The sequence below is a fragment of the Rhodovulum sp. FJ3 genome (assembly GCF_032918305.1).
Lineage (GTDB): Bacteria > Pseudomonadota > Alphaproteobacteria > Rhodobacterales > Rhodobacteraceae > SAT37.
This window is the reverse complement of the sequence record NZ_JAWJUU010000001.1, coordinates 17,802-33,432: the sequence shown is the minus strand read 5'-3', so window position 1 is coordinate 33,432 and position 15,631 is coordinate 17,802. Positions and strand designations below refer to the sequence as shown.

Annotated in this window: 15 protein-coding genes; 7 read left to right on the top strand and 8 right to left on the bottom strand. The window is 61.1% G+C overall.

Annotation, left to right across the window (positions count from 1 at the left end; translation table 11 throughout):
• Positions 1-47 precede the first annotated feature (47 nt).
• On the top strand, positions 48-2,408 hold the full coding sequence (locus R1W00_RS00160; protein ID WP_317260689.1) for an ATP-binding protein: 2,361 nt from the start codon (positions 48-50) through the stop codon (positions 2,406-2,408).
• Here the strand turns inward: R1W00_RS00160 and R1W00_RS00155 are convergent.
• Positions 2,405-3,007: a gamma-glutamyl kinase gene (locus R1W00_RS00155; protein ID WP_317260688.1), complete on the bottom strand. Its 603-nt coding sequence runs from the start codon at positions 3,005-3,007 to the stop codon at positions 2,405-2,407. The two genes, R1W00_RS00160 and R1W00_RS00155, sit on opposite strands and share 4 nt — an antisense overlap.
• 190 nt (positions 3,008-3,197) lie before the next feature.
• On the opposite strand from R1W00_RS00155, the gene recA reads away from it, so the two are divergent.
• The 4 genes from recA to R1W00_RS00135 all read left to right on the top strand — a co-directional run bounded on the left by recA (position 3,198) and on the right by R1W00_RS00135 (position 8,142).
• Positions 3,198-4,268, top strand: coding sequence for a recombinase RecA (gene recA / locus R1W00_RS00150; RefSeq protein WP_317260687.1), 1,071 nt, complete (start codon positions 3,198-3,200; stop codon positions 4,266-4,268).
• Between the two features lie 128 nt (positions 4,269-4,396).
• On the top strand, positions 4,397-7,060 hold the full coding sequence (gene alaS, locus R1W00_RS00145) for an alanine--tRNA ligase (protein WP_317260686.1): 2,664 nt from the start codon (positions 4,397-4,399) through the stop codon (positions 7,058-7,060).
• A gap of 1 nt (position 7,061) precedes the next feature.
• Positions 7,062-7,349 carry a DUF1330 domain-containing protein gene (locus tag R1W00_RS00140; RefSeq protein ID WP_317260685.1) on the top strand — a complete coding sequence of 96 codons (288 nt, stop codon included), beginning with the start codon at positions 7,062-7,064 and terminating at the stop codon, positions 7,347-7,349.
• A 133-nt stretch (positions 7,350-7,482) separates the two neighbouring features.
• Positions 7,483-8,142 (top strand): DUF6928 family protein, encoded by a 660-nt coding sequence (locus R1W00_RS00135; RefSeq protein ID WP_317260684.1) that lies wholly within the window; start codon positions 7,483-7,485, stop codon positions 8,140-8,142.
• Between the two features lie 50 nt (positions 8,143-8,192).
• Here the strand turns inward: R1W00_RS00135 and typA are convergent, their stop codons facing one another.
• The 7 genes from typA to R1W00_RS00100 all read right to left on the bottom strand — a co-directional run bounded on the left by typA (position 8,193) and on the right by R1W00_RS00100 (position 13,921).
• Positions 8,193-10,013: a translational GTPase TypA gene (gene typA, locus R1W00_RS00130; RefSeq protein ID WP_317260683.1), complete on the bottom strand. Its 1,821-nt coding sequence runs from the start codon at positions 10,011-10,013 to the stop codon at positions 8,193-8,195.
• Between the two features lie 63 nt (positions 10,014-10,076).
• A complete protein-coding gene (locus tag R1W00_RS00125; RefSeq protein WP_317260682.1) occupies positions 10,077-10,412 on the bottom strand; it encodes a DMT family transporter in 336 nt (111 codons plus the stop codon).
• Between the two features lie 6 nt (positions 10,413-10,418).
• The gene (locus tag R1W00_RS00120) at positions 10,419-11,030 is read right to left on the bottom strand and encodes a YitT family protein (protein ID WP_317260681.1); all 612 of its coding nucleotides are present in this window, start codon (positions 11,028-11,030) and stop codon (positions 10,419-10,421) included.
• Between the two features lie 84 nt (positions 11,031-11,114).
• On the bottom strand, positions 11,115-12,329 hold the full coding sequence (locus R1W00_RS00115) for an NADP-dependent isocitrate dehydrogenase (protein WP_317260680.1): 1,215 nt from the start codon (positions 12,327-12,329) through the stop codon (positions 11,115-11,117).
• A gap of 101 nt (positions 12,330-12,430) precedes the next feature.
• Entirely contained in the window at positions 12,431-13,021 is a 591-nt protein-coding gene (locus R1W00_RS00110; protein ID WP_317260679.1) for an HD domain-containing protein, read from the bottom strand.
• A gap of 3 nt (positions 13,022-13,024) precedes the next feature.
• On the bottom strand, positions 13,025-13,261 hold the full coding sequence (locus tag R1W00_RS00105) for a hypothetical protein (protein WP_317260678.1): 237 nt from the start codon (positions 13,259-13,261) through the stop codon (positions 13,025-13,027).
• A 6-nt stretch (positions 13,262-13,267) separates the two neighbouring features.
• A complete protein-coding gene (locus tag R1W00_RS00100; protein WP_317260677.1) occupies positions 13,268-13,921 on the bottom strand; it encodes an alpha/beta hydrolase in 654 nt (217 codons plus the stop codon).
• A 156-nt stretch (positions 13,922-14,077) separates the two neighbouring features.
• Here R1W00_RS00100 and R1W00_RS00095 point away from each other — a divergent pair, with 156 nt between their 5' ends.
• Together R1W00_RS00095 and R1W00_RS00090 are read left to right on the top strand one after the other, a co-directional pair.
• A complete protein-coding gene (locus R1W00_RS00095) occupies positions 14,078-14,539 on the top strand; it encodes an Rrf2 family transcriptional regulator (RefSeq protein ID WP_317260676.1) in 462 nt (153 codons plus the stop codon).
• Positions 14,540-15,583, top strand: coding sequence for a cysteine desulfurase family protein (locus tag R1W00_RS00090; RefSeq protein ID WP_317260675.1), 1,044 nt, complete (start codon positions 14,540-14,542; stop codon positions 15,581-15,583). It begins immediately after the preceding gene.
• Positions 15,584-15,631: the final 48 nt, after the last annotated feature.

The window sequence follows — 15,631 nt, the reverse complement described above, 5'->3', positions numbered from 1 at the left end:
CCCAAGCGCACCGCAACGTGATCAGGTGCTAAAGACAAAGGGCCCCCATGGCGTCGAGCGAGATTTTGACCAGCGGTGTCCGGCGTGAGGCGGATGGCCTGCGCGCCGGTCTTCTGTTGGCTGTGGTCGCGGCCCTTGTGGCGGTGGCGTGGGTGTTGGGCGGACACGTTGGTCTGTCCCTGATCGCAGGCGCGGGGGCGGTGCTCGTCCTAGCCCTGATCTACTTGTCCAAGGTCGCCGCGCGCCAGATTTCCCGATATTTTCTGCGTCGCTTTGTCGAGGGCGATCATGCGCCCTGTCTGCTGACGGATGAGGTGGGCCGTATCGCATGGGGCAACGTCGCGGCGCAAACGCGGTTTTTCGCGCAGGGGCCGCTCTCTCTGGTGCGGGCGCTGTCGTCGCTGACGCCTGAGCCGCAGGGCATTATCTACCGTTTGCAGACACGTGCGGCACAGGACGGGTCGGCCATGGATGAATGCCGCCTTGGCCCGCGCACGGCGGTGATGCGGGTGCAATCCGTCGGGCGGGGCCAATTCCTGTGGCGGATTGAAGAGCGGGTTGAGGCCGATACGACGGAGACACCGACAGATAGCGCCGCGGTCGGTCTGCCCATGTTAACGGTGGGACGTAAGGGCACGGTTTTGTTCATGAATACGGCGGCCCGGAACCTGTTCGGTCAACGCGTCAGCCACCTGCGCGATATCGGTCTGGGAGAGGTCGCCCGCGCCGGCGCGCGCGTGACAATCGACAGTCCCGCCCAAGGTCGCGTCAGTGCGCAGGTCCATGTGGTCACGGGCGCGGCGGGGCGTCAGGATCTCTATCTGATCCCCGCGCAAATGCCTGAACAGAGCGCGGGCGCAGAGTCCGTGTTAGAGGGCCTACCGGTCGGGATCATTACGCTGGACGCCGAAGGGGAGATTCAGTCGATCAACAAGCTCGCTCGCGACATGCTGGGTCCGGTTGAGGCGGCGGGCGATCTCTCCGATTTGTTTGAGGGGCTGGGGCGGTCGTTGCAGGATTGGTTCATGGACGTCGCCATGGATACCGTCCCAAGCGCGGCCGAGGTCCTGCATGTGCGCCGTCCCGACAAAGAGGTGTTCTTGCGCGTCGCCCTCAGCCGCGTCGCGACGCCCGACGGGTTGCAGGTCGTCGCGATCCTGACGGACGCCACCGAGCTCAAGACGCTAGAGGCGCAGATCGTCCAAAGCCAAAAGATGCAGGCGATCGGTCAACTGGCCGGCGGTGTTGCGCATGACTTTAACAACCTTTTGACAGCAATATCAGGTCACTGTGATCTTTTGTTAATGCGGCATGACAAGGGTGATCCGGACTTTGGCGACATTGATCAGATCGCCCAGAACGCCAATCGCGCGGCCAGTTTGGTCGGGCAACTTTTGGCGTTCTCGCGCAAGCAAACCCTTCGTCCCGAGGTGCTTGACCTGCGCGACGCCCTTGGCGAGCTCAGCCATCTGTTGAACCGTCTGGTGGGCGAGAAAACCACGCTCAGCGTGCGCCACGATCCCGGCCTGCCCTTGATCCGCGCGGACAAACGGCAACTGGAACAGGTGATCATGAACCTTGTGGTGAATGCCCGCGATGCCATGCCGAATGGGGGCGAGATCAAGGTCGACACGCGGTTCTGTAGCCTGTCCGAACCCTTGCGCCGTGACCGCACGCAGGTGCCTGCGGGGGATTATGCCATTGTTAAAGTCGCCGATCAGGGCACAGGCATCCCTAAGGAGTTGCAGCAAAAGATATTTGAGCCCTTCTTTACCACCAAGAAAACCGGCGAGGGCACGGGGCTCGGCCTGTCCACCGCCTATGGGATCGTGAAGCAAACGGGGGGATTTATCTTTTGTGACAGTGCGCCGGATCAGGGGACCTGTTTCACCCTGTACCTACCGTCCTATCGCGGTGGGCGGCGCGCTTTGGCGCCTGATAAAGCCGCCCCCACGCCAACGCCGATTGCGATGCCACCTGTGGTACCGCACCGACCCAAGATCGACCCTGCGCCCCCCAGACTGCCCGACAGTGACGGCGCGGCCGAAGGGGTTGTTCTCTTGGTCGAGGACGAGGCGCCGGTGCGCGCCTTTGCCTCGCGTGCGCTCAGGATGCGGGGGTTCACGGTGATTGAGGCCGAAAATGCCGAACAGGCGCTGAGCACGCTGGAGGACCCTGACCTGTCGGTGGATGTCTTTGTTACGGACGTCGTGATGCCGGGCAAGGACGGCCCGACGTGGGTGCGCGAGGCCCTGCTGACCCGTCCCGACACCAAGGTTGTGTTCGTGTCAGGCTATGCCGAGGACAGTTTTTCCGACCATCAGGCGAAAATCCCGAATTCGGTGTTCCTGCCGAAACCGTTTTCCCTGTCCGAACTGACCAGCACGGTGCGTGGTCAGATCCATTAACCGCCCTTGGCCCGCGCGTAGACGGCGAAATCCGCTGCGCGTTCGTCCCGCAGGCGCGCCGCCAACTCGGGCGATAGGTCCAAGGCCAACTCCGGAGAGACATTGCGCGCGGGCGGGGTGGGAACGGTAAATCCCAGACGCGCAGACAGGAATGCCCGCAGATCGTCTTGGCGATCATAGGTAAATAGGTGGTCCACGATGACCGCACCCTGACCGTTACTGACAAAGCGCGCCTGAGAACCAACCACGGCCCACGCGGGCGGGTCGTCAGACAGATGCGCCGCGACAAAGTCATTGAACGACCGGCCCGCCGTCGAGTTCGGCTTCCCGTTTAGAGCGTCACGCGAGCGATAGCGATACCAACTGCCCAGCCAGTCCACTGGCTCTCGAATCACGGCCAGCGTTTCAAAGGTGCCCGCCTGATCCTGAAACAGGGTGGGCAGGAGTTTGTTCCGCATGCGTTGGGCGTTCGTGTGTTTCAGATTCTGTGGGTGGCGCAACACCACATCCGCGCGGTCCCCGAGCGCGTCCATATAGGCGTGCGTTCCGGTCTTTGGCACCGAAAGAAACACCAGCTTTGCCGCCCAAAACGCCATCATTGTGTAAAAAATCCCTTAAAAACACGCCTTCGCGCGCAGTGTAAACCGGTCGTTAACCATTGGCGATAGAACAATGGTTAAGAAATTTATCTTGAAATGTTCTCTTTTTGGTCTCATACAATTCAGAACAGGACGTGAACATCCCCAGCATTGCCGCCTTCGGGCAGTTGTGGAATAAGGAAACAAATTCATGGCGACGGCAGATCTTTTGACTATGGCAGAAAAACGTAATCCCGATAAGCAAAAGGCGCTCGATTCCGCCTTGTCCCAAATCGAACGTCAGTTCGGTAAAGGGTCCATTATGAAACTGGGCGGGGACAACCCGATTGCCGAGATCGAGGCGACCTCGACCGGCTCTCTGGGCCTTGATATCGCGCTGGGGATCGGCGGTCTGCCCAAGGGCCGGATCATCGAAATCTACGGCCCCGAAAGCTCGGGTAAGACGACGCTGACGCTGCATTGTGTGGCCGAGGAACAGAAAAAGGGCGGGATTTGTGCGTTCGTGGACGCCGAACACGCGCTGGATCCGCAATACGCGAAGAAGCTGGGCGTTGATCTGGATGAGCTGCTGATCTCGCAGCCCGACACCGGCGAACAGGCGCTTGAAATTACCGATACGCTGGTGCGCTCGGGCGCGGTCAGCATGGTGATCGTGGACTCGGTGGCCGCGCTGACGCCGAAATCGGAACTTGAGGGCGACATGGGCGACAGCAACGTCGGCGTGCAGGCCCGTTTGATGAGCCAGGCCATGCGCAAGCTGACCGGCTCGATCGCGCGTAGCAATTGTATGGTTATCTTCATCAACCAGATCCGGATGAAGATTGGTGTCATGTTCGGCAGCCCCGAAACGACGACCGGTGGTAACGCGCTGAAGTTCTATAGCTCGGTACGCCTCGATATCCGCCGCATTGGCGCGATCAAGGACCGTGATGAGGTTGTCGGCAACGCCACCCGCGTCAAGGTGGTCAAGAATAAGGTCGCCCCGCCGTTCAAGCAGGTGGAATTCGACATCATGTACGGCGAAGGCATCTCGAAAACCGGCGAGTTGCTGGACCTCGGGGTCAAGGCCGGCGTGGTTGAGAAGTCCGGCGCGTGGTATTCCTACGGGGATGAGCGGATCGGGCAGGGGCGTGAGAACGCCAAGACCTTCCTGAAGGAAAACGCCGATATCGCCAACGATATCGAGGACAAGATTCGCGCGGCCCACGGTTTGGATTTCGACATGCAGGGCGAGGCGGGCGAAGACGTGCTTGAGGGCTAAGCCGCCCCACAGAATTGCGAAAAACCGGGGTCCAATCGGGCCCCGGTTTTTTGTTGCGGTGGACAGGGGCGCGCCACGGCGATAAACGAGGTTGATCCGTTTGTTTCGCCACGGAAAGGCCCAGACATATGCCGAGCTTGAACGACATCCGTTCGACCTTTTTGAACTTCTTTGAACGCAATGGTCACCAAGTGGTGGATAGCTCCCCGCTTGTGCCGCGCAACGACCCCACCTTGATGTTTACGAACTCGGGCATGGTGCAGTTTAAGAACTGTTTCACGGGGGTTGAGACCCGCGACTATGTGCGCGCCACCACGTCCCAGAAATGCGTGCGCGCCGGCGGCAAGCACAACGATCTGGACAACGTCGGCTATACCGCGCGCCACCACACGTTCTTTGAGATGCTCGGCAACTTTAGCTTTGGCGACTATTTCAAACCCGAGGCGATCCCCTTCGCTTGGGAACTGATCACCAAGGATTTCGACATTGATCCCAAGCGGTTGCTGACCACGGTCTATCACACCGATGACGAGGCGTTCGAGATCTGGAAAAAGGTCGGCGTGCCCGAGGATCGCATCATCCGCATCGCCACCTCGGACAACTTCTGGCAGATGGGCCCGACCGGCCCCTGTGGTCCGTGCACCGAGATTTTCTATGACCACGGCGATCACATTTGGGGTGGCCCTCCGGGCTCGCCCGAGGAAGACGGCGACCGGTTCATCGAAATCTGGAACGTCGTTTTCATGCAGAACGAACAGTTCGAAGATGGCTCGATGCGCGCGTTGGATATGCAGTCGATCGACACCGGCATGGGGCTGGAGCGGATCGGCGCGCTGTTGCAGGGCAAGCACGACAACTATGACACCGACCTGATGCGCAGCCTGATCGAGGCCAGCGCACATGCCACCAGTCAGGACCCCGATGGCCCCGGCAACGTGCATCACCGCGTGATTGCCGACCATTTGCGCTCGACCTCGTTCCTGATTGCCGATGGCGTGATGCCCTCGAATGAGGGGCGCGGCTATGTTCTGCGCCGCATCATGCGCCGCGCTATGCGTCACGCACACCTCTTGGGCGCCAAGGATCCGGTGATGCACCGTCTGGTGCCCGCGCTGGTCCAACAGATGGGCGCGGCCTATCCGGAACTGGGCCGTGCACAGGCGATGATCGAAGAGACACTGAAGCTGGAAGAGACCCGTTTTAAACAGACGCTGGACCGTGGTCTGCGCCTGCTGGACGACGAACTGTCTGGTCTCGACGACGAGGCCCCGCTGCCCGGTGCCGCGGCGTTCAAGCTCTACGATACCTATGGCTTCCCTCTCGACCTGACGCAGGACGCGCTGCGTGAAAAGGGCCGCACGGTGGACACCGACGGGTTCGATGCCGCCATGGCCGAGCAAAAGGCAAAGGCCCGCGCCGCATGGTCGGGCACCGGCGAAACCAAGGACGCCGCGATCTGGTTCGATCTGGCCGACGCCCATGGCGCGACCGATTTCTTGGGCTATGACACCGAAGTGGCCGAAGGTCAGGTGGTCGCGCTGGTCCTTGACGGGGAATCCGTCAAGGCGCTGGAGGTTGGCCAGGAGGGCTGGATGATCGTGAACCAAACGCCGTTTTACGGTGAATCGGGCGGTCAGGTCGGGGATACCGGCACCTTCCTGAAATCGGACGGGTCCGGCACGGTCAGCGACACCCAGAAAATGCCCGGTGGTCTGTTTGCCCACCGCGTTGTGGCAGAAAAATCCGCGCTGAACGTGGGCGATGCGTTGGAACTGCGGGTCGATCACGCCCGCCGCAGCGCCATTCGCGCCAACCACTCGGCCACGCACCTGCTGCATGAGGCGCTGCGCAATGCGCTTGGCGATCACGTGGCACAGCGCGGTTCGCTCAACGCGGCGGATCGTCTGCGGTTCGACTTTAGCCACGCCAAAGCGCTCAGCGCGGAGGAGCTGACGCAGGTTGAGGCCGAGATCAATCACTACATCCGTCAGAACACGCCGGTCGAAACCCGTATCATGACCCCCGACGACGCCCGCGCCATCGGTGCGCAGGCCCTGTTCGGCGAGAAATACGGCGATGAGGTCCGCGTGGTGTCGATGGGCGCGGCGGACACCGGCAAGGGCTCGAACGGCAAGACCTATTCGATTGAACTTTGCGGCGGCACCCACGTCAAACAAACCGGCGATATCGGTCTTTGTGTGGTCCTCAGCGATAGCGCGTCCAGCGCGGGCGTGCGCCGGATTGAGGCCCTGACGGGGCAGGCGGCATTGGATCACCTCGCCACGCAAGAGGCCCGTTTGACCGCGGTTGCGACCGTCCTCAAGGCCCCTGCGGCCGAGGTTGAGGATCGCGTGAAGGCCCTGATGGATGAGCGTAAATCGCTGGCCAACGAGGTCGCCCAACTGCGCCGTGAACTGGCTATGGCCGGTGGTGCGGCGGGCGGTGCAGGCCCCGAACCGGTTGAGGTCGGCGGTCTGAAACTGTTCGCGCAGGTCCTCAGCGGCGTGTCGGGCAAGGACCTGCCGCCCCTGATTGATGAGCACAAGGCGCGCATGGGATCGGGTGCGGTTCTGTTGATCGCGGACACGGGTGGCAAGGCGGCGGTGGCCGCAGGCGTTACCGGCGATCTGACCGACCGTCTGTCCGCCGTTGATATGGTGCGAACGGCGGTGGCCGAACTGGGTGGCAAGGGCGGCGGTGGCCGTCCCGACATGGCCCAAGGCGGCGGCGCAAGTGCCGAGAACGCAGAGGCGGCCATCGCGGCTGTCAAAACCCTGATCGCAGGAGAGTAACATGCCCGCATTGTGGATCGCACACGTCACCGTCACGGACGCCGACGCCTATGGCAAATACGCCGAACTGGCCGGCCCCGCGATTGCCAAACACGGCGGTGAATTCATCGCCCGTGGTGGCCGTTTCGTTCAGCTTGAGGGCAAAGAGCGTCCGCGTAATGTCGTCGCGCGCTTTCCCTCGGTTGAGGCTGCCGAGACCTGCTATCACAGCGACGAATATCAGGCCGCATTGGACCACGCCCGCGGCGCGTCCGAACGCGAATTGGTGATCGTCGAGATCACCGAATAATCCAACCGGATTTCAGAGAGCCAATAGGGCCGCATCCCCACCGGATGCGGCCCTTTTCTGTGGCTTTGTCACTTGCCGCGATTTTCGGCGCCCCATAGTATTCGCATAGGTTGTGTTTCGATTGGGGGATGAAATGGGGGCAAAGGCATGGTTCGCGGCGTTTTCGAACGGCGATCCGAAACAGGTTCTGGCCAATGCACCGGTGTTGGACGTGGCGGCGACACGCGCCTTTTTGGCGGAGATGTTCCCGGATCAGAGCGTCGAGGACCTCGGCGAAACAACGCTGTTCGACCTTGATCCCAGAAAAAGAGAAATCCGTGCGGGCGTTTACGGCGATCTGGTGATCCTTGCGCATGAAGGGTTCGCCAAGGACAAACCATCCGATATCCCTCGGGCGATGCTTGCGGGGGCCGCATTTGAAACAACCTATGTGCATGCCACCCATTCCGTGGTCGATTGGTGTGCCATCAGTCAGTGGAAAAACGGTGAATTGGTTCGGTCGCTTAGTTTGGCGCCGGATAACGGCATCATAGAAACCATCGGGCAGCCAATGCCGTTTGAGTCCCCGTTCTGGAACGGTGAGTTCGCGATGGACGACGAAGACGAATACCCATTGCCGTTTCACCCGCTGGACCTGTCCGAGGCGGCCTTGGCCGCGACTGTCGGGTTCGGGTTTGAGGGTGACCCGAACACATGGGTCTGTGATCCGGCAGATATCCCGATCCTGTCGTTCAAAATAGGTAGGGCGAAATCCGGCGGGATATTGGGCAAGATCAAGGGGTTGTTCGGCTAAGCCCCGACCCAGAAACGAAAAACGGGGCCGCGGGGGCCCCGTTTTGGTGTTTAGCTTGCGGCGCGTGAGGCGCGTTTGCGCTCATGCGGGTCAAGGTAGCGTTTGCGCAGACGGATGACGTTCGGGGTCACTTCGACCAGTTCGTCGTCGTCGATATAGGCAATCGCCTCTTCCAGCGAGAACTCGATATGCGGGGTCAGGCGGACCGCGTCGTCCGAGCCCGAGGCGCGCACGTTGGTCAGCTTTTTGCCCTTCAGCGGGTTCACCTCAAGGTCGTTGTCGCGGCTGTGCTCACCGATGATCATGCCGGTGTAGACCTTGGCCTGCGGACCGATGAACATGCGGCCACGCTCTTCGAGGTTCCATAGCGCATAGGCCACGGCATCGCCGGCCTCCATCGAGATCAGAACGCCCGCACGACGGCCGGGGATCGGACCTTTGAACGGGGCCCATTCGTGGAACACACGGTTCAGAACGCCGGTGCCGCGCGTGTCGGTCAGGAATTCGCCGTGATAGCCGATCAGGCCGCGCGACGGAACATGCGCGATGATACGGGTTTTGCCCGCACCGGCCGGTTTCATCTCGACCAGATCACCCTTACGTGCGCCGGTGATTTTCTCGATCACGGCACCCGAGTACTCGTCATCCACGTCGATGGTGACTTCTTCGATCGGTTCCATCTTCTGGCCGCCTTCGTCGCGGAACAGAACCTGCGGACGCGAGATCGACAGTTCGAACCCTTCGCGGCGCATGTTTTCGATCAGAACGCCCATCTGAAGTTCGCCGCGACCGGCAACCTCAAACGCTTCGCCGCCGGGGGTGTCGGTGATGCGGATGGCGACGTTTTGCTCGGCCTCTTTCATCAGGCGTTCGCGGATAACGCGCGATTGGACCTTTTTGCCGTCACGACCGGCCAGCGGGCTGTCGTTGATGCCAAAGGTTACGGTGATGGTGGGCGGATCGATCGGCTGGGCGGGGATGGCGTCGGTGACTTGGGGCGCACAGATCGTGTCGGCCACGGTCGCCTTGGCCATACCGGCCAGCGAGACGATATCGCCTGCTTCGGCGACGTCGATGGGCTGTTGTGCCAGACCGCGGAAGGCCATGATCTTGGTCACGCGGAAGTTCTCGATCAGGCTGCCGTCGCGCGACAGGGCCTTGACCGAGTCACCGGTTTTCAGGGTGCCGGTTTCCACACGACCGGTCAGAAGACGACCGATGAACGGGTCCGAGCCCAGCGTGGTCGCCAGCATGGTGAAGGGTTCGTCGCGCTTTTCAACCTGCTTGGGGGCAGGGACGTGCTTGACGACCAGATCGAACAGCGCGCTCAGGTCCTTGCGGGGACCTTCGAGGCTATCGTCGGCCCAACCGGTGCGGCCCGACGCGTAGAGATGCGGGAAGTCCAGCTGTTCGTCGTTTGCGCCGAGGTTGGCGAACAGGTCGAACACCTCATCCAGCGCGCGGTCGGGTTCGCCGTCGGGCTTGTCGACCTTGTTCACGACCACGATGGGGCGCAGGCCAAGGGCCAAGGCCTTGGACGTCACGAATTTGGTCTGGGGCATCGGGCCCTCAGCCGCGTCAACCAGCAGGACAACGCCGTCAACCATGCTCAGGATACGCTCAACCTCGCCACCGAAATCGGCGTGGCCGGGGGTGTCGACGATGTTGATACGGTGGTTGTTCCATTCCACGCTGGTCGCTTTGGCCAGAATGGTGATGCCGCGTTCACGTTCCAGATCGTTGCTGTCCATGGCGCGTTCCGCCACAGCCTGGTTTTCGCGAAACGCACCGGATTGTTTCAACAGCTCGTCAACCAGCGTCGTTTTGCCGTGGTCAACGTGTGCAATGATTGCGATGTTGCGCAGTTCCATAAGTCATGCCTTTTCAGGAGGGTTGCGCGGGCGATAGCGTGCAACCGCAGAAAAGGCCAGCCTTTAGTGCATCGAAGATGCAGAAAACAGGTGAATCACAAGGATTCCGGCAAGGATCAGGCCAATTCCGGCGATGGCTGGCAGGTCCAGACGTTGCCCGAATGCAAAGAACCCGATCACCGCAATCAGCACGATCCCAAGGCCCGACCAGATCGCATACATGATCCCCACGGGCATCAGTTGGACGGTTTTCGACAGCAGATAGAACGAAATCCCATAGGCCACCGCGACCCCCGCCGTGGGGATCCAGCGCGTGAACTGGTTCGTCAGCGGCAACAGGGTCGTGCCGACGGTTTCGGTCAAAATCGCAAAGAAAAGAAAGACATAGTGTTTGGGCATGTGAACCTAGCGCGCGATATAGCGGTCCCGACGATGGTTGGTGGCGATGATGATGTTCAGAACCACCGCGCCGATCAGTGAGTAAAACACCGTTTCGGGATCAAACAAAAGGACGGCGGCCAGAAACACCCCCGCATCAAAGATCAATTGCGTGACACCTGCCCGAATATTGTGCCGATCCTGCAGGTAGAGGGCGACAATCCCGACCCCGCCAAGGCTTGCCCCGTGGCGAAACAGCGCAAGCAGGCCCGCACCGGCGGTCAGACCGCCAAGAATGCCCGCGACAGGCCGTGAAAGATGTTCAAACGTGATCGCCGCAGGCATCAATTCGGTGAACAGCGACAACAGGGCGACCGCGCAGAATGTTTTGACCGTGAACCGCCAGCCCATCCGCACAATGGCCAGCGCGTAGAACGGCAGGTTCAACAGGAAAAACCACGTCCCGAACGACCAATCGCCCACATAGCCAAGGATCAGGGACGCGCCCGCGATCTGGCCCGTGATCAATTCCGCGCCCCGCAACAGGGTCACGGACAGCGCGACCAATCCGGTGCCGACCAACAGGCCCTGAATGTCATCTAGGAGCGTGTGCCGCTCGGGGGGGGAGGATAACAGCATGGCCCGACTTTGCCGCCCTATACGCCAATGTCCAGCCGAAATCGCGCGCCCCGAGCCGTTTCGTCGGGGCGCGCGGGGGTGGGGTTAGCCCACCAAGGCCTTGTTCAGGTTCTCGTCGATCTTTTCGAGGAAGCCCATGGTCGTCAGCCACCCCTGATCAGGACCGACCAGCAGGGCCAGATCCTTGGTCATCGAGCCGCTTTCGACCGTGTCCACGATGACCTTTTCCAGCGTGCTGGCAAAATTCATCAGGGGATCGTTCCCGTCCAGTTTCGCGCGGTGCTTCAACCCGCCGGTCCACGCAAAGATCGACGCGATCGAGTTGGTCGAGGTCGCCTGACCCGCCTGATGCTGGCGATAGTGGCGGGTGACGGTGCCGTGGGCGGCCTCGGCCTCCATGATCTTTCCATCGGGGGTCAGCAGTTGGGACGTCATCAGACCCAGCGAGCCGAACCCTTGGGCCACGGTGTCCGATTGCACGTCGCCGTCATAGTTCTTACAGGCCCAGACGAACCCGCCGTTCCATTTCATCGCACAGGCGACCATGTCATCGATCAGGCGGTGTTCGTACCAGATACCGGCGGCCTTGAACCGCTCTTCGAACTCTTCCTCATAGACCTTCTGGAACAGCTCAAGGAAACGCCCGTCGTATTGTTTCAGGATCGTGTTCTTGGTCGACAGATACACGGGCCAGCCAATCGACAGGCCATAGTTCAGCGACGCACGGGCAAAGTCGATGATCGACTGATCAAGGTTGTACATCGACAGGAAAACGCCTGCCGACGGGGCCTGATAGACCTCTTGTTCGATCTCGGTGCCGTCCTCGCCCACGAATTTCATGGTCAGCGTGCCGGGGCCGGGGAATTTCATATCCGAGGCCTTGTATTGATCGCCGAACGCATGGCGTCCGATCACGATCGGCTTGGTCCAGCCGGGGACAAGGCGGGGCACGTTGCGACAGATGATCGGCTGACGGAAGACCACACCGCCGAGGATGTTGCGAATGGTGCCGTTGGGGCTGCGCCACATCTTTTTCAGGCCGAATTCCTCAACCCGTGCCTCATCGGGGGTGATGGTGGCGCATTTCACCGCCACGCCGACCTCTTTGGTCTTTTCGGCGGCGTCGATGGTGATCTGATCCTCGGTGCGGTCGCGTTCCTCGATCCCGAGGTCGTAATAGAGCAAGTCGATATCAAGGTAGGGCAGGATAAGCTTATCCTTGATGAACTGCCACATGATGCGGGTCATCTCATCGCCGTCCATCTCGACGATCGGGTTTTCAACTTTGATCTTGGACATCACAACCTCATGTCTCTGGCGCTGAATGCTGAGTCGATGAGGTCTTGTACCAAAGTCGCAGCTTTAGCCCAAGCAAATGTATGCAAATGTATACAGAAAATTCAGGGCGCGTCGGATCCGGCGAAAAATGCGGCGATACGGGCGCGCATGTGCTCCCACAACCGTGGCGCGCCTTTGGCGACTTTGGTTCCCACACGGGTTGCGATCTGGGCCTCGGACACGTTGTAGTCGATCCAACTGCCCCCGCCGTTGGCAAGGTTCAGCAAAAGGGGCTGCACGCGGTCGATGGATTTCGCAAAGATGGCATCCGCGCTCTCGGCCGCCTCGAACTCATCCCAGAGGGCGCGCATCTGGGTGGCCTGATCGGCTGGCAAGATGTTGAACAGACGCTGGGCGGCGGCCACTTCGGCGGCGGCAAGTGCCTCGGCGTCGTGACTGCCATGGATCGGGGCGTCGCCGGCGTCGATTTCCACGATGTCATGCAGGATCAACATACGGATCACGCGGTCGATGGACACATCCGGCCCCGCCTGATCGGCCAGTACCAGCGCACAGAGGATCACATGCCAGCTGTGCTCGGCGGAATTTTCGTGACGGGAGTTATCGGCAAGGCGGGACGCGCGCAGGATGGATTTCAACTGATCCACCTCTGTCAGAAACTCCAGTTGGCGGATCAGTCGATTGTCTTGCATGCGTCAGGCTTTGTTTTCGAGCTCGGCCGCGGCTTTGCGGATGCGCTCTTCGAGGTATTTGCGCCCGTTGGCGGCGGCGATGCGGATCCGCACCGCCGTCATGAACGCCTCTTCGGCGGTGGTTGAGCGCGCGCCGATCACGTTGGCGACGTCCGCGATGAGATTGTCATCGCCCATCGCCTCGGCGGCGGCAATCGTGTCTTTGGCCAATGCGTCGGCCAGATCCTCGACAACGCTCATAAGGGTTTACCGCGTGTTTTCGGTCATGCGGCGACGCACATAGGTATCGACCGATTCAATCATCGTGTCCATGTGCGGCTCTTCAAAGAAGTGCCCTGCGCCATCGACCTCTTCATGGGTGATGGTGATGCCCTTTTGTTCGTGCAGCTTGTCGACCAAGGCACGGGTGTCGGCGGGCGGGGCCACGCGGTCGGCCGAGCCGTTGATGATCAGGCCCGAGCTGGGGCAGGGGGCGAGGAAGCTAAAGTCGTACATGTTCGCGGGCGGCGAGACGGAAACGAATCCCGTGATCTCGGGGCGGCGCATCAACAGTTGCATCCCGATCCACGCGCCAAAGCTGAACCCTGCGACCCAACAATGTTTCGCGTTGTTGTTCATCGACTGCAGGTAATCCAGCGCCGATGCCGCATCCGACAATTCGCCCACGCCCTGATCGTATTCGCCTTGGCTGCGACCAACCCCGCGAAAGTTAAAGCGCAACACGGTAAAGCCCATGTTATAAAACGCATAATGCAGGTTATAGACGACCTTGTTGTTCATGGTCCCGCCGAATTGCGGGTGGGGATGCAGAACAATGGCGATCGGTGCGTCACGATCTTTTTGCGGATGATAGCGGCCTTCAAGCCGACCTTCGGGGCCTGGAAAAATGACCTCGGGCATAAGCGTCTCTTCGGTTGTGCGGCTTGCAGGGATTTGTTGACTAAATCCCTCGGTTAACCTAGAACAATTCTAAAGTCCGGTTTCGCGCCGGTTTCGGGTGGATTGTTGACTAAGCTGCCACCCGCGTTCAGTCAACCTTTTGCTAGAGGCAAACATATGAAACTCAGTACCAAAGGGCGGTATGCAATGGTTGCGCTGGCAGATCTGGCGTTGCAACCGGCGGGCGCGCTGACCTCTTTGGCCGAGATTTCAAAACGCCAGAGCATTTCACTGCCCTATCTGGAACAGCTGTTCGTGAAACTGCGCCGCGCGGAACTGGTGGAATCGGTACGTGGTCCGGGGGGCGGCTATCGCCTTGCCCGCAACCCCTCCGAAATCCGTGTGGCCGATATCCTTGGCGCGGTGGATGAGACCGTGTCGGCCATGCACACCGGCGCGGGCGCAAGCGGTGGCATGTCGGGCAGTAAGGCGCAATCCCTGACCAACCGTCTGTGGGAAGGCCTAAGCGCCCATGTCTATGTCTTTTTGCATCAGACCCGCCTGTCGGATGTGATCGAAAACGATCTGGCCCCCTGTCCGGCGGTGCCGACCCTGTTCACCGTGGTGGATGAGGCGTAGATGACCCGCACCTATCTGGATCATAACGCCACGACGCCGCTGCGCCCCGAGGCGCGGCAAGCGATGATCGCGGCCATGGATGTGGCGGGCAACCCGTCCAGCGTCCATGCCGAGGGGCGTGCGGCCAAGTCGCTGATCGAGCGGGCCCGCGGTCAGGTCGCGGCGGCCTTGGGTGCGGATGGGGCGGATGTGGTGTTCGTGTCCTCGGCGACCGAGGGCGCGGCTCTTGCCCTGAACGGGCAGGGCATTCACGGCGCGGCGGTCGAACATGACGCGGTTGGCGCATGGATCACGCCCGATCTGCCGGTGGACGGTGATGGCCGTGTGACCGTGACCGATCCGGCGACCTCGACCCTGCAATTGGCGAATTCCGAAACCGGTGTGATTCAGGATCTGCCGCAGGGTCTGTACCTGTCCGACCTCACACAGGCCTTTGGCAAAATTCCCGTCGCGTTCAACTGGACCGGCGCGACCATGGCCTTGGTGTCTGCGCATAAGCTTGGCGGACCCAAAGGGATTGGCGCACTGGTCTTGAAACGCGGCACCGATATCGCCGCGCAAATCCGTGGCGGCGGTCAGGAAATGGGGCGGCGCTCGGGCACCGAGAACGTCATCGGCATCGCCGGTTTTGGCGCGGCGGCCGAGGCGGCGGCGCGCGATCTGGCCAATGGGGTGTGGGAACCGATCAGCGCCCTGCGCGATACGCTAGAGCAGATCATTGCAGCGAGCGCACCCGATACTATTTTTGTAGGGACGGGGGCGAACCGCCTGCCCAACACCACCTATTTCACCACCCCGGGGTGGAAGGGCGAAACCCAAGTGATGCAGATGGATTTGGCCGGTTTTGCCGTGTCCGCAGGGTCCGCCTGTTCCTCGGGCAAGGTGCGCAGCAGTGCGGTTCTGCGCGCCATGGGCTTTGACGAGGCGGCAGCGTCCGGTGCGCTGCGCGTGTCTCTGGGGCCCGATACGACCCGCGACGACATCGACCGGTTCGCCAAAGCATGGCTGAGCCAACATCAGAAATTCCGCGCCCGCGCGGCGTGAACGAAACAACGAACAGACGAACAGGCGCCCGAACCACGGGCGGTAGGA